The organism is Mesorhizobium loti, assembly GCA_014189435.1.
GTDB classification, from domain to species: Bacteria; Pseudomonadota; Alphaproteobacteria; order Rhizobiales; family Rhizobiaceae; genus Mesorhizobium; species Mesorhizobium loti_G.
In genome coordinates this window covers 716,066-731,499 of record CP050293.1, presented here as the reverse complement: position 1 = coordinate 731,499, position 15,434 = coordinate 716,066, and the positions used below count along the sequence as shown (strand labels likewise).

Annotated in this window: 15 protein-coding genes; 5 read left to right on the top strand and 10 right to left on the bottom strand. The window is 63.6% G+C overall.

Annotation, left to right across the window (positions count from 1 at the left end; translation table 11 throughout):
* Positions 1–42: 42 nt before the first annotated feature.
* Positions 43–1,557 carry an MFS transporter gene (locus tag HB777_03500; protein QND63078.1) on the bottom strand — a complete coding sequence of 505 codons (1,515 nt, stop codon included), beginning with the start codon at positions 1,555–1,557 and terminating at the stop codon, positions 43–45.
* A gap of 186 nt (positions 1,558–1,743) precedes the next feature.
* Positions 1,744–2,139: a cupin domain-containing protein gene (locus HB777_03495; protein ID QND63077.1), complete on the bottom strand. Its 396-nt coding sequence runs from the start codon at positions 2,137–2,139 to the stop codon at positions 1,744–1,746.
* A gap of 283 nt (positions 2,140–2,422) precedes the next feature.
* On the opposite strand from HB777_03495, the gene HB777_03490 reads away from it, so the two are divergent.
* From HB777_03490 to HB777_03480, 3 genes are all read left to right on the top strand, one after another.
* The gene (locus HB777_03490; protein ID QND63076.1) at positions 2,423–3,952 is read left to right on the top strand and encodes a bifunctional diguanylate cyclase/phosphodiesterase; all 1,530 of its coding nucleotides are present in this window, start codon (positions 2,423–2,425) and stop codon (positions 3,950–3,952) included.
* 198 nt (positions 3,953–4,150) lie between these two features.
* A complete protein-coding gene (locus HB777_03485; GenBank protein ID QND63075.1) occupies positions 4,151–6,202 on the top strand; it encodes an elongation factor G in 2,052 nt (683 codons plus the stop codon).
* Positions 6,203–6,929: 727 nt separating this feature from the next.
* The gene (locus HB777_03480) at positions 6,930–7,427 is read left to right on the top strand and encodes an isoprenylcysteine carboxylmethyltransferase family protein (protein QND63074.1); all 498 of its coding nucleotides are present in this window, start codon (positions 6,930–6,932) and stop codon (positions 7,425–7,427) included.
* Between the two features lie 19 nt (positions 7,428–7,446).
* Here the strand turns inward: HB777_03480 and HB777_03475 are convergent, their stop codons facing one another.
* Together HB777_03475 and trxB are read right to left on the bottom strand one after the other, a co-directional pair.
* Positions 7,447–8,343, bottom strand: a complete 897-nt coding sequence (locus tag HB777_03475) for a LysR family transcriptional regulator (GenBank protein QND63073.1) — start codon at positions 8,341–8,343, stop codon at positions 7,447–7,449.
* A 79-nt stretch (positions 8,344–8,422) separates the two neighbouring features.
* Complete coding sequence (trxB, locus tag HB777_03470) at positions 8,423–9,397, bottom strand: thioredoxin-disulfide reductase (GenBank protein ID QND63072.1); 975 nt, start codon at positions 9,395–9,397, stop codon at positions 8,423–8,425.
* Positions 9,398–9,650: 253 nt separating this feature from the next.
* On the opposite strand from trxB, the gene HB777_03465 reads away from it, so the two are divergent.
* Together HB777_03465 and HB777_03460 are read left to right on the top strand one after the other, a co-directional pair.
* Entirely contained in the window at positions 9,651–10,130 is a 480-nt protein-coding gene (locus tag HB777_03465) for an Lrp/AsnC family transcriptional regulator (GenBank protein ID QND63071.1), read from the top strand.
* Positions 10,131–10,400: 270 nt separating this feature from the next.
* Positions 10,401–11,195, top strand: coding sequence for a glycosyltransferase family 2 protein (locus tag HB777_03460; protein ID QND63070.1), 795 nt, complete (start codon positions 10,401–10,403; stop codon positions 11,193–11,195).
* Positions 11,196–11,199: 4 nt separating this feature from the next.
* On the opposite strand, the gene HB777_03455 is transcribed toward HB777_03460, so the two are convergent.
* The 6 genes from HB777_03455 to HB777_03430 form a co-directional block, all read right to left on the bottom strand.
* Positions 11,200–11,859 carry an HAD family hydrolase gene (locus tag HB777_03455; protein QND63069.1) on the bottom strand — a complete coding sequence of 220 codons (660 nt, stop codon included), beginning with the start codon at positions 11,857–11,859 and terminating at the stop codon, positions 11,200–11,202.
* Positions 11,852–12,424 (bottom strand): SIS domain-containing protein, encoded by a 573-nt coding sequence (locus HB777_03450; GenBank protein QND63068.1) that lies wholly within the window; start codon positions 12,422–12,424, stop codon positions 11,852–11,854. Before HB777_03450 ends, HB777_03455 begins: the two co-directional genes overlap by 8 nt.
* Positions 12,425–12,431: 7 nt before the next feature.
* Positions 12,432–13,925: a D-glycero-beta-D-manno-heptose-7-phosphate kinase gene (gene rfaE1, locus HB777_03445; protein ID QND63067.1), complete on the bottom strand. Its 1,494-nt coding sequence runs from the start codon at positions 13,923–13,925 to the stop codon at positions 12,432–12,434.
* Between the two features lie 140 nt (positions 13,926–14,065).
* On the bottom strand, positions 14,066–14,698 hold the full coding sequence (locus HB777_03440) for a LysE family translocator (protein ID QND63066.1): 633 nt from the start codon (positions 14,696–14,698) through the stop codon (positions 14,066–14,068).
* A 42-nt stretch (positions 14,699–14,740) separates the two neighbouring features.
* Positions 14,741–15,193, bottom strand: a complete 453-nt coding sequence (locus HB777_03435; protein QND63065.1) for a hypothetical protein — start codon at positions 15,191–15,193, stop codon at positions 14,741–14,743.
* On the bottom strand, positions 15,147–15,383 hold the full coding sequence (locus tag HB777_03430; GenBank protein QND63064.1) for a type II toxin-antitoxin system Phd/YefM family antitoxin: 237 nt from the start codon (positions 15,381–15,383) through the stop codon (positions 15,147–15,149). Before HB777_03430 ends, HB777_03435 begins: the two co-directional genes overlap by 47 nt.
* Positions 15,384–15,434 lie beyond the last annotated feature (51 nt).

Here is a 15,434-nt window from a genome sequence, read left to right as displayed (position 1 = left end):
AAACCCGGCTTCACCGCCGGGTTTTTTAATGGGCCGTCAGCCTCACTCCTGCTTTGCCTCCCTGGCCGAGCGCGCTTCGGCCGGCGCCAGCACGACAACCAGCAGCGCGGCGGTGAGGAACGCGCCAATCGCCGCCGTCAGCATGGCGGCGTGGAAGCCGCCGGCATAGGCGGCAGCATAGAGTTCATGCACGCCGCTTTCGCCCATCGCCGCATCGGTTGCGAAATCATGCCGCGAAATCGCAGCACGAGCCACCGCTTCCGCGTTGGCGACACCGGCATCGCCCAGATACCCGGTCAAAAGGTTGGTCGCCCGCATGCTCATCAAGGCGCCGAGCAAGGCGATACCGATGGCAAGGCCGCTCTGGCGGGTGGCGTTGATGACCGCCGACACCATGCCCGAGCGCTCGCGCGGCGCATAGGACATGGCGGCTGCGCTGCCGGTCGGGATTGCCAGCGCATTGCCAAGGCCGCCAATGGCGAACAGAAGGCAAAGCACCGCATAGGGCGTCGAAGGTCCGGCCCAGCACATGCCGAGCATGGACAGGCCGATAGCGGCATAGCCAATGGTCATCAGCGCGGAATGACCGTAGCGCGCGCTAAGCCTGCCGATCCATGGCGACACCACGATCTGGACGATGAAGGCCGGCGCCATGCGCAGGCCGGTCTGCGTCGGCGACCAGCCCTGCACCTGCTGCAGGAACATCGAAAAGAAGAAGACGCTGGAATAGGAGGTGAAGCCGAGCGCGAACGAAGCGACATTGGCGACGGCGAAGCGAACGTCGCGGAACAGGCCAAGCGGCAGCATCGGGCGTGCCGTGCGCGCCTCGAAACCGAGGAAGACCGCAAGGCCGACGACGCCGGCGATCAGCGCCATGATCGTCTTGGGTTCACCCCAGCCGGTCTCGCCGGCCGAGATCAGGCCGAAGGTCAGCGCGCCCAGCCACACGATGCTGAGCGCCAGGCCGACAAGGTCGAGATGGGCATGTTCGGGATGCGCCGTCTCGTTGATTGATGCAGCACCCAGCGCGATCGTCACCAGGCCGAGCGGCAGGTTGATCAGGAAGATGCTTTGCCAGCCGACGGTCTCGACCAGGATGCCGCCCAGCACCGGACCGACCAGCAGCGAAATGGCGGCGAACGACGCCCAACCGCCGATGACGCCGGCGCGCTCGCGGGCATCGGGAAAGGCCTGTGTCAGGATCGACAGCGCACCGGGAATGAGCAGCGAGCCGGCGATGCCTTGCACAACCCGGCCCGCCAGCAGCACCGGAAGGTTGGGCGCTATGGCGCAGATCAGCGAGCCGGCAACGAAGATGCCGACGCCGGCCAGCCACGAGCGCTTGCGGCCGTAGCGGTCGCCGATCAGGCCCGACGACAGCATGAAAGCCGACAGGCACAGCGTGTAGGCATCGACCACCCATTGCAGGCCGCCGAAATCGGTCTGCAGCGCCTGCTGGATGGTCGGCAGAGCGACATTGACGATGCTGACATCGAGCAGAGCGACGAAGGAACCGAGATAGACGGCGGCAACCAAGGGCAGACGGTGCTCTGACATGATATCCAGACCTGAGTTTCGCAATCACCTACATCACTGACTGACGGTCAGTTGAACGGGCGGCATGGCGCTGGCGATCACGCGATTGAGCGTGACCTGCGCCATGGTACGGGACTCGCCGCGAGTCGCCCTCTTCTGAAAATGTCGCGGCTGGAATAGAAGCCCGGCTTCCTACGGACTGAGCATTCAGCCGCCATATTGTTCCGATGTCACCGCTTCCAGCCAGTCGGCATGGACGCCGTCGAGCGCCTCCTGCATGGCGATATGCGTCATTGCCGATGTTGGCGCCGCGCCATGCCAGTGCTTTTCGCCAGGCGCAAAGGAAACAACGTCTCCGGCCCTGATCTCCTGGACCGGTTCGCCCCATGTCTGGGCAAGGCCGGCGCCCACGGTAACATAGAGCGTCTGGCCAAGCGGGTGCGTGTGCCAGTGGGTGCGCGCGCCCGGCTCGAAGCTGACCAGCGTGGCCCGCAATCGGGCAGGCGCCTCCTTCTCGATGATCGGCGTCTGCAGCACCCGGCCGGTAAAGTATTTTTCGGGCGCTATGATGGTCGGCACGCTGCCGCAGGCAATGATCTTCATGGTCGATGGTCCTTGATCTCTGATGGGCTGGCGGCGGAACACCGCCTGTCCTGGCATTGGCGCAAATGACATTGGCGCAAGCCGCCACCTTCCTCCGATATGCCGCGCCGTGCAACTGCGATTGGCCTTCCCGCCACCCTGCCGGCATCCGCGGCGGGCTTCTTAACCATGAACGTTCGATCCCCGGCACGGTTAGCCAAATCGCCGGCCGGGCGTGGCCGCCTCAAGGGCTTTTTAACGCCTGCCCTCTAGCCCTTGCCGGCGCGGGTGCAGGGGTGATGGGATGAGCATACTGGCGACGATCAGGGACCACAGCGGCCGCATCTATCGCGGCATTCAATTGTTGCTGTTGATCAGCATCGGTGCCGCGGTGCTCGGCGCTTTCGACATCTCGCAAAACTTGCCTTCGGGCGCCTCCTTCACCGTCTCGATCCTGGCCACCGGCCTGGCCCTGCTGGCGCTGATGTACATGCGCAGCAGCATCGTCCATCGCTTGCGGTCGGCGGCCGCCGCCGAGGCGGAAAAACATCATTTCCTGACCAGGGACGCAATGACGGGGGCGATGACCCGCCGCTACTTCCTCGAAGCGCTGAGTGACAGTCTCGGCAGCATGCGCCACCGGCGCGATGCGACCTTGTTGCTGATCGACGTCGATCACTTCAAACAGCTCAACGATACGTTCGGGCATCAGTTCGGCGACCTCGCTCTGGCGTATCTGGTCAAGACTTCAGAGCGCGTCTTTGCCGGCGGCATGGTCGGACGGCTCGGCGGCGACGAGTTCGGCGTCATCATTCCGCACTGCGATCTCGCCGCCATCAACAAGGATATCAGGCAATTGCTTGATGTCATGCGGGCCGGCAAATCGCATGAGGGCAAGACCATCCCGCTCTCCATTTCCATCGGCGTGGCACTGGCGCCAACACATGCCTCCAACACGACGGAATTGATGCTGGTTGCCGACCTGGCGCTCTACGAAAGCAAGGCGGCGGGCCGTGGCCGCGTCACCGTGTTCGACGAGGAGATGCTGTCCGACAAGCGCTACCGCCGCCTGATCGAACGGGAACTGCGTGCGGCGGTCTATCTCGGCGAACTCGAGTTGCACTACCAGCCGATCGTCAACCCGGACGGTTCGGCCTTTGGCTTCGAAGGGCTGATCCGCTGGCGCCATCCGGTTCGCGGCCTGATCTCGCCGGCCGAATTCATTCCGATCGCCGAGCGCTCGACCCTGATCGACATGCTCGGCGAATGGGTGTTCAAGCGGGCTTGCGCCGACATCGGCCACTTCCCTGGTCGCCGTATCTCCATCAACGTCTCTGGCGAACAGCTGAAGCGCGACGAGATCGTCACCATGTGCGATCGCGTGTTGAAGGAAACCGGCCGTTCCGCCGCGCAATTCGTCATCGAGATCACCGAGACGGTCGCGACCGCCGCCACGCCCGAGATCCTGCGGCGCCTCGAAGCGTTGCGTGGCCTCGGCTTCCACATCGCGCTCGACGATTTCGGCACCGGCCATTGCGGCTTCAACTATCTGAAGACCTTGCCCATCGACAGCATCAAGATCGACCGCTCCTACATCCGCAGCCTCGCTCATGACCAGGTGGCGCAGATCTTCGTTTCGGCGCTGGCGCAGATCGCGCGCATCCAGGACGTCACCATCGTCGCCGAAGGCGTCGAGACGCAGGAAGAGTTCGTCCTCGCCAAGGCCGCCGGCTGCAATCGGTTCCAGGGCTATTTCTTCGGCAGGCCGGCACCGCGCGACAAGGTGGCTTCCCTGCGCGCCGTCCATGCCGAGCCCCAGGCGCTGAGCGCCTGAGGCAGCTGCGGAGTGCCGGAATTCTATTTTTCTTGCCCTGCCGGCAAACAAGTGGGACGATGGCTTTGGGCAGGTGGCACTTGAAAAGAACCCCGCCCGCGACGGTCGAACAGGCCGGCCGCCGCTCAGGACCGATTGACCACGCCTGAACCATGTAGCCAGTCGGTCCTACGGGAAACGCCTGAGTGGAGGTCAGTCATGGGTACTCGCGCCGGAGGACGACGCACGGGACCGAAATGCATTGCCATAGTCGGTCCCTTCGCAAGCGGTAAGACGACACTTCTCGAAGCCATATTGGCCCGTACGGGCTCAATCCCCCGACAAAATCCCGTTTCATCAGGCAACACCGTTTCGGATCATTCGCCCGAGGCGCGCGCCCACGCCATGAGCGTCGAGGCGACAATCGCCACCACCGAATTCATGGGCGAGCAGATCACATTCGTCGACTGTCCCGGCTCCATCGAATTCTCCTTCGAGGCCGAGCCGGTGCTGGCCGCCTGTGACCTCGCGGTGGTCGTAGCCGAGGCCGACGAAAAAAAGATTCCTGCCCTGCAGCTGATCATGCGCAAGCTCGACGATCTCGGCGTGCCGCGCATCCTGTTCCTCAACAAGGTCGACAAGGCAATCGCCGGCGTGCGCGACACGCTGAAGATGCTGCAGCCGGCCAGTGCCGTGCCGTTGCTGTTGCGCCAGATTCCGTTGCGCAAGGACGGCGTCGTCATCGGTTCGATCGATCTGGCGCTGGAGCGTGCCTACATCTATCGCGAATATGCCGAAAGCGAGGTGGCTCAGATACCGGGCGACGACAAGGCGCGCGAACTGGAGGCGCGCTTCTCCATGCTGGAGACGCTGGCCGACCATGACGACCAGCTGATGGAACAGCTGCTCGAGGAGATCGAGCCGCCCAAGGACGCGATCTTCGACGATCTCGCCGCCGACCTGCGCGACGGCGCCGTGACGCCGGTGCTGATCGGCACCGCCGAGAAAGGCAATGGCGTGCTGCGCCTCCTGAAGGCGATCCGCCACGACGCACCCGACATCGAGGCGACCCGCAAGCGGCTCGGCGCACCCGACGGCGCGGCGACCGTGGTCCAGGTGATGAAGACCATCCACACGCCGCATGGCGGCAAGCTGTCGGTGTCGCGCGTCCTGTCAGGTCAGGTCGTCGACGGCTCCGAACTCTGGCTGCCCGGCGGCGACACGGCCAAGGTCTCCGGCATTTACCGGATGCTCGGCAAGGACCAGTCCAAGCTCACCATCGCCAAGGCCGGCGACACGGTGGCGCTGGGCAAGCTGGACGAGGTCAAGACCGGCCAGACGCTGAGCTCGGCCAAGGGCGGCGCCAAACAGCTGTTCCAGTTCGAACCGCCGCAACCGGTCTTCGCCTTCGCGCTGCGCCCCAAGGAGCGCAAGGACGAAGTGAAGATGTCGGCCGCCATCCAGCGGCTGGCCGAGGAGGACCCTTCGCTCAGCCTGCGCCACAACCAGGACTCGGCCGAAACCGTGCTGTCTGGCCATGGCGAGATGCATCTGCGTGTCGTGCGCGAGCGGCTGGAGGGCAAGAACCAGATACCGGTCGAAGGCCATGCGCCGGCGGTGCCCTATCGCGAGACGATCCGCAAACCGGCGCAGCAGCGCGGCCGTCACAAGAAACAGTCCGGCGGCCATGGCCAGTTCGGCGACGTGGTGATCGAGATCAAGCCGCTGCCGCGCGGCTCCGGCTTCCAGTTCACCGACACCATCACCGGCGGCGTTGTGCCGAAGACCTATATCCAGTCGGTCGAAACCGGCGTGCGCGATTATCTGAAGTCCGGGCCGCTCGGCTTTCCCGTCGTCGATGTCGCCGTCAACCTGTCCGACGGCTCCTACCATGCGGTCGATTCCTCCGACATGGCCTTCCAGATGGCGGCCAGGCTGGCGATGAAGGAAGGCATGGCCGCTTGCTCGCCGGTGCTTCTGGAGCCAGTGATGAAGGTCGAGATCGTCACGCCGTCCGACGCCACCTCGAAGATCATCGCGCTCATCCCGCAGCGGCGTGGCCAGATCCTTGGCTACGACGCGCGGCCTGACTGGCCCGGATGGGATGTCGTCGAGGCAACCATGCCGCAAGCCGAGATCGGCGACCTGATCATCGAGTTGCGCTCGGCGACCGCGGGCGTCGCCAGCTACCGTGCCGTCTTCGACCACATGGCCGAACTCACCGGCCGTCTGGCCGACGAGGCGATGAATACCAACGGCAAGGCTGCCTGACCCGTAGCACCATCACACGCCCCTCGAACCTCGGTTCGAGGGGCAAAGAAAACGACGCCCGGCGGGGACCGGGCGTCGTTTTGTTCGCGGACCGTTTCCTTGGGAGGTAAAACGTCAGGTCCGCCGCATTTGATGCCGCCGAACTTCGGCGGGAGAAAACGGTTCGGACGCGGTAGCCGCCTGAGCCCGGGCCGTACGAGTGATGCCCCCATCTCCCGTCCGAACCACACCGCGTCCTATGCTCTCAATAGCAGGTCGCGGGCGTCCGGGATATGTTACCAGAGGTTACATGTCACTGTTACGCGCAATTGTGATGGGTTTTTTGGCCGGCCCAGCAGGGTGCAGGCAACAAAAAAGCCGGATCAACGAAGATCCGGCTGAGTTTGATTGGAGTGCCTGTTAAGGCTAACCTCCAGAGGGGAACACTCGAGGGCGCTAATGGGAGGAGAACGCGCCCAGGAGATGATCTATATATGTGCTCATCATGCCCAAGAAACAAGCATCTATTTTGCAACACACGCATGCAAAAAGACGCAGGCTGTGGTCTAACCCATTCCAGGAGCCAATAGGACCAGCAAAATCGTCAAAATGGAGCGCTGAACCGGGCGATTGTCACTAGAGAATCGCGAATCGCCGCCGGTTTTTGCCCCAAATTGCCAAAACTGCGTCATGACGTAGAAGCGGGCAGCAGACGTTCATTTCTAAGGCAATCAGGGAGAAGCAACCAATGCGGACGTTTTCGGCGATCGCCGGCAGTGCGGCCTTCTTCATTGCGGCACCCTGCGTGGTTGCCGGGCTGGTGCCCTGGCTGTTGACCGACCGCTGGGGCTTGCCGTGGTCAAGCCTGCCGGGCTTTGTGCCTGTTGGCGGGCTCCTGATCGTCGCCGCGATCGCAGCACTCCTGCATGCCTTCGGCCGCTTTGCGCTTGAGGGCCTCGGCACGCCCGCTCCGGTCGCCCCGACCGAGAGGCTGGTGATCGGCGGCATCTACCGCCATGTCCGCAACCCGATGTATGTCGCCGTGCTGTCGATCATCCTCGGTCAGGCGCTGCTGTTCTCGAGCTGGACGCTGGTCGCCTATGCCGTCATCGGCGCGATTGCCATGGGTTCCTTCGTGCGGTTCTACGAGGAGCCGACATTGGCCCACCGCTACGGCGCCGAATACGACACCTACCGCCGCAACGTGCCCGGCTGGCTGCCTCGCCTGACGCCCTGGCGGGATTAACTTCAGAACAGCGCGAAAATCAGAAGGACCAGCTTCGGGCCTTGGCGATGATGAAATCGCGGAACACATGCAGCTTGGCCTGGTTCTTCATCGCGTCGGGATAGGCGAAATAGGTGTCGAAGGACGGCACTTCGGTCTCCGGCAGCAATTGCACCAGGTCGGAGTCCTTGCTGATCACATAGTCGGGCAGCATGGCGATGCCGGCACCGCCCTGCACCGCACGCTTGATCGACAAGATGTCGTTGATCTGCAGCGTCGGCACCCTTTGTCCGCCGTCGAAATCGCCGACCGTTTCAAGCCAGTTCAGCTCCGACAGATGCGAGGGCACCGGCACGCCGAAGGTGACGATGCGATGGCTCTTCAGCTCGGCGACGGAAGCCGGCTTGCCGTGCTTGGCGACATAGGATGGGGCGGCGTAAAGGTGGAAATGCACGGTGAACAGGCGGCGCTGGATCAGGTCCGGTTGCTGCGGCTGGCGCAGCCGGATGGCGCAATCGGCCTGGCGCATGGTGAGGTCGAGTTCCTCGTTGGCGAGGATCAGCTGCAGGCTGATTTCGGGATAGAGCTCGATGAATTCCTGCACCCGCTCGGTCAGCCAGCCGGCGCCCAAGCCCACCGTCGTCGTCACCCGAAGCACGCCCGACGGGCGGTCCTTGGTCTCGGTCAGTCGTGACTTGATGGTCTCGAGCTTCATCAGCACGTCATGCGCCGTGCGGAACAGCATTTCGCCCTGCTCGGTCAGCACCAGCCCGCGGGCGTGGCGGTTGAACAGCGGCACGCCGACATCATGCTCGAGCGCGCTGACCTGCCGCGAGATCGCCGATTGCGACAGATGCAATGTCTCGGCCGCATGGGTAAAAGACCCCGCCTCCGCCGCAGCGTGAAACACGCGTAGCTTGTCCCAGTCCAACGCCATGATTCCCCTCGTTCTGTTTTGGCGTCTGAATGAAAAATCAGGCTTTTACACGGCGTTTCTAAGCCGCTCTCTGAACTCTCTACTCGGCCGCTTCGCGGTGCACTTCGATGCCGGCCAGATATTTCTCCGCCTCGAGAGCGGCCATGCAGCCGAGGCCCGCCGCCGTCACTGCCTGGCGGTAGATGTCGTCGGTCACATCGCCGGCCGCGAACACGCCGGGCACGTCGGTGCGGGTCGAATCCGGCGCCGTCCACAGATAGCCGTTCGGCTTCTGCTTCAGCTTGCCGGCGAACAGTTCGACCGCCGGCGCATGACCGATCGCCACGAACACGCCGTCGATCTTCAGATGCGTTTCCTCGCCAGTCGCCGCGTTGCGCAGCTTCAGGCCCTCGACCGAAGGCGGCAGCGGCGTCTTGCCGGGGCGGCCGGTGATCTCGTCGACGATCGTGTCCCAGATGACGCGGACATTGTCCTTCTTCAAGAGCCGCTCGCGCAGGATGCGTTCGGCGCGGAAATCGTTGCGCCTGTGGATGACCGTAACGCTCTTGGCGAGGTTCGACAGATAGAGCGCCTCTTCCACCGCGGAATTGCCGCCGCCGATGACCGCGACATCCTTGCCGCGATAGAAGAACCCGTCGCAGGTGGCGCAGGCCGATACGCCAAAACCCATGAAGGTCTGTTCGGTCGGGATGCCCAGCCATTTCGCTTGCGCGCCGGTGGCGATGATCAGTGCGTCGGCGGTGTAGGTGGTGCCGGAATCGCCCTTGGCACGGAACGGCCGCACGTTGAGATCGACCTCGGTGATGATGTCGTTGATGATGTCGGTGCCGACATGCTCGGCCTGCTTGAGCATCTGCTCCATCAGCCACGGACCCTGGATGGGGTCGGCGAAGCCGGGATAGTTCTCGACATCGGTGGTGATCATCAACTGGCCGCCCTGCTGCAGGCCGGCGACCAGCATCGGCTTCAGCATGGCGCGGGCGGCGTAGACCGCCGCCGTATAGCCGGCCGGACCGGAACCGATGATGAGAACGGGCGCGTGCTTGGTGGTCATCTAGAAGCCTCTGTGGAGGGCTGCCGGCAATTGCGGCATGGAAAACTCGGTCGTTGTCGCGCGTAATGTAAGTGTTGCCCACGACGCCAGCAAGGCAAGTTGGCGTTCGTCCCCGGAAAGCTTTGTCGCACCCTGTCCCTCCGCTTGATCCTGCGAAATATTCCAGGCGAGGGATGGAATGGACAGCGAAGTCGTTTAATTACAAAATCACGCAAGATTCTTGCGTGTTGCCCCTGACTTCTCGAGAGCCCTCATGCCGCTCAAGGCCGACCTCGACGCCATCGACTGGAAGATCCTGCGCGAACTGCAGGGCGACGGCCGCATGACCAATGTCGAACTGTCGAACCGCGTCGGCATTTCGGCGCCGCCATGCCTGCGCCGCGTCAAACGGCTGGAGGAAGCCGGCATCATCCGCGGCTACCGCGCTTTGCTCAATGCACCGGCGCTCGGCCTCGATGTCGTCGCCTTCTGCCTGATCGGCCTGCATCACCAGGCCGACGCCGAGCTGCGCATCTTTGCCGAACGCACCCGCGGCTGGCCGATCGTGCGCGACGCCTGGATGGTGTCGGGCGAATCCGATTTCCTGCTGCATTGCGTGGCGAGCGACCTCGGCGCCTTCCAGACCTTCGTCATCGAGGAGCTGACCTCGACCCCCAATGTCGACACGGTGCGCACCGCTCTCACCATCCGCCGGGTCAAGGACGAAGGGCTGGTCTCGTTTGCACAGCCTTGAGCCGGTCGAACACCAGCCCCGTATCGGGCCTGGACGATACGGGTTGCGCAGTTCGCCATATCAGGGCCGCTTTGGCATTCGATAGGCTGTCGTGTAGAAAGCCGGATCGTTCTGCCGTGACCTGTCGTGTTGGTTTCCTAAAGCAATTCCGAAAAAAGTGTGTAACGGTTTTCCTGGGAAAAGCGCATAGCGCTTTCCCTTGGGGATTGCGTAAAAACAGATGGGGCGAAGCAGCGCAATTCCGGGAACAGTGTGCCTTGGGGTGGGACCATGACTCGATTTGCTAGCCCGGTTTCGGCGCTGGTCATCTGCATGAACGAAGCCGACATGATCGGCCAGTGCCTGGAAAGCGTCGACTTCTGCGCCGAGATCATCGTCGTCGATTCAGGCTCGACGGACAGCACCCTGGACGTCGTCAAGGAGTTCATCGCCAAGGGCTACCCGATAAGGCTGTTTCACAACGACTGGCCGGGGTTTCCACGCCAGCGGCAATTCGCCCTCGATCAGGCCACGCAGCCATGGTGCCTTTCGATTGAAGCCGATGAGGCCATCGACGACCTGCTCAGGCAGTCGATCGTGGACGTGACGCAGCCTCGCAATGTCGGCTTCGACGGATGGTACATAAGGCGCCGCGACAAGCTGAAGGGCTATGGCTATGCGCACCGCTGGGTGCTGCACAACAGGCTGCTGCGTCTTTTCCGCCGAGACAAGGCGACCATGGACCTCGACTTGCGGGTCCATGAATCGTTCGAGGTGCCGGGCGAAACCGGCACGATTGAAAATGGCGTGCTGCTGCACCGCCGCGAAATGAGCATCGCAGAGGACCTAGCCAGGGCCAACACCTACTCCAGCCTCAAGGTTGCCACGCTGGTCGAACGGGGCAAGAAGCCTGGCCTGGTAAAACTGGTGCTGTCGCCGCTCGGCAACTTCCTGAAATTCTACCTGGCCAAGCGCTACTTCCTGTGCGGCCGGCACGGCTTCGTCTATTCGATGATGGTGATGGTGTATTCGTTCGCCACCGAGGCCAAGCTTTATGAAGCCTGGCGAGACAACGATCCTGTGTGAGCCATCACGGCTCGCCCGACGCGGCGCCAAGTGCCGCTATTGCGGCGAGCAGGCCGTCGAAATCCTCGAGGTCGCGCCAGGGCCTGACCGCGAAGCCCGATTGAACGGCCGCTTGCCCGTCGACCAGCCAGCCCTGCGAGAGGCCGGCGCGCTGTCCCGCCTCCATGTCGGCCTTCTTGTCTCCGACGATCAGCGAACGCTGCAGATCAAGCCCGAGGCGTTTGGCCGCCTCCAGAAGCATGCCCGGATTGGGCTTGCGCATCGGATGATCGGCGACCTCAAGCGGGCCGGAGCCCGCTTCGTGATAGGCGCAAGCCAGCACCATGTCGACAAATGCGCCCTCGCCGCCTAGCAATTCCAGCACGCGGCCATTGACGGCAGCGAAATCGCCCCAGCCGTAATAGCCGCGCGCGATGCCCGACTGGTTGGTGACGATGATGACGGGAATGCCGGCGCGGTTGGCGGCGGCGATCGCTGCGGCGATATCCGCGCGCAGCACCATTTCGGCTGGATCGTCGGGATAGCCGGTATCGATATTGATGGTGCCGTCGCGGTCGAGGAACAGCGCCGGCGTACCGGCGGGAAACACCGTCCGGCCGACCCGCTCTACCCATAGGCCGGGCTCTGCCAACGGATAGGGGCCGGACGTCGTGGAGTCAGCCATTGCTGAGACGCGCTTCGACCACCTCGCACAGATAATGATAGAGGCACAGATGCCCCTGCTGGATGATCGGCGTCGAGGTAGAAGGCACGTTGAGGAGAATGTCGGACAGCGGCTTGAGCTTGCCGCCGGTGTCGCCGGTCAGGCTGATCACCGTCATGTCCATCATCCGAGCTTGTTCGGCGGCGGCGAGGATGCTCGGCGAATTGCCGCTGGTCGAGATTGCCAGAAGCACGCCGCCGGCCGCGCCATGCGCTTCGACCTGGCGCGCAAACACCGTGTCGAAGCCATAGTCATTGCCCCATGCGGTCAGCACCCCGGCGTTGGCCGTCAGCGCGATGACATTGTAGGCCTTGCGCTCCTTGAGGAAGCGGCCGACCAATTCGGTGGCGATGTGGATGGCATCGCTGGCCGAGCCGCCATTGCCGCAGATCAGGAAGGCTTTCCCAGACGAAAGCGCCGTCACGACGGCGCTCGCCGCCCGCTCCATCTCGCTGGTCAGGTCGCGCTCGACCGTGGCTGATATGGCAGCCGCCGAGCGGACCAGGTAATCGTTCAAGTCGGACATGAAACCCTCAGTTTGTGGTGCCGCCGGCGCGCAATTTGCCAATGGTGTTGGTGGTGCTCTTGCCGGCGACGAGATCGACCAGCACGACGCGTCCGCCGGCCTTCTGCACCACATCGGCGCCGACCACGGTGTCGACCGTGTAATCGGCGCCCTTGACCAGTATGTCGGGCAGCAAGGCCTCGATCAGCGCCAGCGGTGTGTCCTCATCGAACACCACGACCGCATCGACCGAGGCGAGCGCTGCGAGCACGCAGGCGCGGTCGTGCTGGTCGTTGACCGGACGCCCGGCGCCCTTCAGGCGCCGCACCGAGGCATCGCTGTTGAGGCCGAGCACCAGCCGGTCGCACTGGCTGCGCGCCGCGTGCAAGAGGCTGACATGGCCGGCATGCAGGATGTCGAAACAGCCATTGGTGAAGCCGACGCTCAGGCCCTCTTCCTTCCACGCCGCCACCATGCGCGCGGCCGATGCGGCATCGAGGATGGCGTCCTTGTGAGCGGTCGGTCCATGCGAGCGGAACAGCGCGCCGGTCAGTTCCTCGACCGTCAGCCGCGCGGTGCCGCGCTTGCCCACCACGACGCCGCCGGCGGCATTGGCGATCGAGGCCGCCATGACGGTATCGGCGCCTACGGCCAACGCCAGCGCGAAGCTGGCGATCACCGTGTCGCCGGCGCCCGAAACGTCGAACACTTCGCGCGCCTGGGTGGCGATGTGGCGTGCCTCGGTCGGGCCGACCACGCTCATACCCTTTTCGCTGCGCGTCGCGACGACGAAGTCGAAACCGTGCGCCGAAATCAGCTGGCGTGCCGCAGCCACAATCTCTTCATCGGCGAACACCGCATGGCCGACGGCCTCGCCAAGTTCCTTGCGGTTGGGGGTGATGGCGGTCGCCCTGGCATAGCGCGCATAGTCGCGGCCCTTCGGATCGACCAGCACCGGTTTTCCCGCCTCGCGGCAGATGGCGATCAGATCAGCGGCGACGCCGTCGAGCAGGATGCCCTTGCCGTAATCGGACAGGACAACGATGTCGGCACGTGGCAGCGCATCGCGGAAATGCCGGATCAGGCCAGCGCGCTCCACGGTGCCGAGCGGCTTGATTTCCTCCTCGTCGAAGCGCAGCACCTGCTGGTTGAGCGCGCTGAAGCGGCTCTTCGACGAGGTCATGCGGCCGCGATCCTGCGACAGGCCGGCCGTGTCGACGCCAAGCTCGCCGAGCATCCGCACCAGGCTGTCGCCCGCCACATCGGTGCCGATCACCGAGACAGGAACAGCGGTGGCGCCGAGCGAAACGATGTTGGCCACGACATTGCCGGCGCCGCCAATCGTCGCGGTCTCGCCGCGCCCGTGCAGCACCGGGATCGGCGCTTCCGGCGAGATCCGCTCGATGACGCCGTTGACGAAACGGTCGAGGATGAAGTCGCCGACCACCAGCACGGTGGCCTGGCCGAACCGCGCAATGGCGCGGTGCAGGGGTTCGGGGGAAGGCGGATTGTGCTTGATCATGTCACTGGCAACGCGAGGGCAAGGCAAATCTCAATCGTGCTGAAAATTGTCAATTTACGGGCCGGATCGTTCATGCCTGCCGATATACCGCAAATCCACGCAGCGCAACGTCAGGACATGACCCGCGACTGTCCGATGCGTCAGCTCTTCTGCAGGGCAACGTGGACGCCAAGCCCGACCAGCACCGCGCCGCCGGCCCGCTGCATCAGCCGCTGTGCACGGCTCGAACGCCGCAAGCGGCCGATCACGGCGCCCGCCAAGAAAACGCAGACGACATCGGCCGAGGAGAACATCAGGTTGACGATCGTTCCCAGCACGACGAATTGCAGCCAGACCGGAAACGCCGCCGAGGCATCGATGAACTGCGGCAGGAATGCCATGAAGAAGATCGCCGTCTTCGGATTGAGCACCTCGACGGTGATGCTCTCGAAAAAGGCGCGTCGTGCCGATTTCCGCTCGATCGCGGGCAACGCGGCATCGCCGTCCACGCGCTTGCGAAACAGCGAGACGCCGAGCCAGATCAGATAGAGCGCGCCGATCAGCTTGACCGCCAAATAGAGCGTCGGCACGGCGTGAAACAGCACCGACAGGCCGGCGGCGGCGGCGAAAACATGCACATAGCCGCCCAAATGGATGCCAAGTGCCGCCGTCAGGCCCGACCAGCGGCCACGCGCCATCGTCTGCGCGGCGGCGTAGAGCATCGCCGGGCCCGGAATGTAGGCGAAGATCGCCGTGGTGGCGAAAAACGCCAGCAGCAGTTCGGTCGACGGCATTTCTTGTCCCTCACGATTATGCCCTGCCCGGTTTCGGGCGGCTCAGTCCGCGCGCGGGATGGCTTTGGATTGGCCCGTGCGGACAGCCGCAATGAAAGCGGACATGACTTTCTTGTGGAATGATGGGCTGAATGCGCCGATGCGCGCACCCGGTTCGAAATAGGCTGAAGATTCCAGGATATCGTGGTTGTACTCGTCGACTATGACCCAAAGGGGGATAGGGTCAAGGCCGGCGCGGCGGCGTTCAATTTCCGGGATGCTAACGGCAACGCGATCGCGGCCCGGCTGCGTGGAAGTGATTGCGAGGATGAAGAGGTTCGTACCGCCTGCTTTCCCAGGAAGGACAGCCACGAAGGCCACAGGCCGGGACTTTCGGCCTTCGGTCTCACCGTCTCCATGTTGGCGATGCCACAGATATGGATATCGCCAGACGTCGGCGGCAATGGGTCTAATCACGATCCAGCTCTGCGATGTATTCCTCAAGCATCTCGACATGTTCGGCTGGGGCGTCCTTGGCCGCGTAGGCGCGGCGGCTGTCGTTGACGAAGCGAGCCTCGTAGGTCTCGATGCTCATCAGGACGTATCTCGGCTTGTTATGACGAGTGATGGAGACGGGCTGCTGGCTGGCAGCCGCAAGCACGTCTCCGAGATTCTGTTTCAGATCGGTCGATGGATAGTGTTTCATGGACACTCCGTTTTGCACATAATACACAAAACAGACAAAATAGACAAGATC

What these genes read in the sequence shown, in the direction of transcription:
- trxB (QND63072.1), bottom strand. Translation starts at nt 9,397, where the DNA reads ATGACCACCAAGCACGCGCCCGTTCTCATCATCGGTTCCGGTCCGGCC.
- HB777_03495 (QND63077.1), bottom strand. Translation starts at nt 2,139, where the DNA reads ATGAAGATCATTGCCTGCGGCAGCGTGCCGACCATCATAGCGCCCGAA.
- HB777_03500 (QND63078.1), bottom strand. Translation starts at nt 1,557, where the DNA reads ATGTCAGAGCACCGTCTGCCCTTGGTTGCCGCCGTCTATCTCGGTTCC.
- HB777_03465 (QND63071.1), top strand. Translation starts at nt 9,651, where the DNA reads ATGCCGCTCAAGGCCGACCTCGACGCCATCGACTGGAAGATCCTGCGC.
- HB777_03480 (QND63074.1), top strand. Translation starts at nt 6,930, where the DNA reads ATGCGGACGTTTTCGGCGATCGCCGGCAGTGCGGCCTTCTTCATTGCG.
- HB777_03450 (QND63068.1), bottom strand. Translation starts at nt 12,424, where the DNA reads ATGTCCGACTTGAACGATTACCTGGTCCGCTCGGCGGCTGCCATATCA.
- HB777_03490 (QND63076.1), top strand. Translation starts at nt 2,423, where the DNA reads ATGAGCATACTGGCGACGATCAGGGACCACAGCGGCCGCATCTATCGC.
- HB777_03475 (QND63073.1), bottom strand. Translation starts at nt 8,343, where the DNA reads ATGGCGTTGGACTGGGACAAGCTACGCGTGTTTCACGCTGCGGCGGAG.
- HB777_03460 (QND63070.1), top strand. Translation starts at nt 10,401, where the DNA reads ATGACTCGATTTGCTAGCCCGGTTTCGGCGCTGGTCATCTGCATGAAC.
- HB777_03430 (QND63064.1), bottom strand. Translation starts at nt 15,383, where the DNA reads ATGAAACACTATCCATCGACCGATCTGAAACAGAATCTCGGAGACGTG.
- HB777_03485 (QND63075.1), top strand. Translation starts at nt 4,151, where the DNA reads ATGGGTACTCGCGCCGGAGGACGACGCACGGGACCGAAATGCATTGCC.
- HB777_03440 (QND63066.1), bottom strand. Translation starts at nt 14,698, where the DNA reads ATGCCGTCGACCGAACTGCTGCTGGCGTTTTTCGCCACCACGGCGATC.
- HB777_03435 (QND63065.1), bottom strand. Translation starts at nt 15,193, where the DNA reads ATGTCGAGATGCTTGAGGAATACATCGCAGAGCTGGATCGTGATTAGA.
- HB777_03455 (QND63069.1), bottom strand. Translation starts at nt 11,859, where the DNA reads ATGGCTGACTCCACGACGTCCGGCCCCTATCCGTTGGCAGAGCCCGGC.
- rfaE1 (QND63067.1), bottom strand. Translation starts at nt 13,925, where the DNA reads ATGATCAAGCACAATCCGCCTTCCCCCGAACCCCTGCACCGCGCCATT.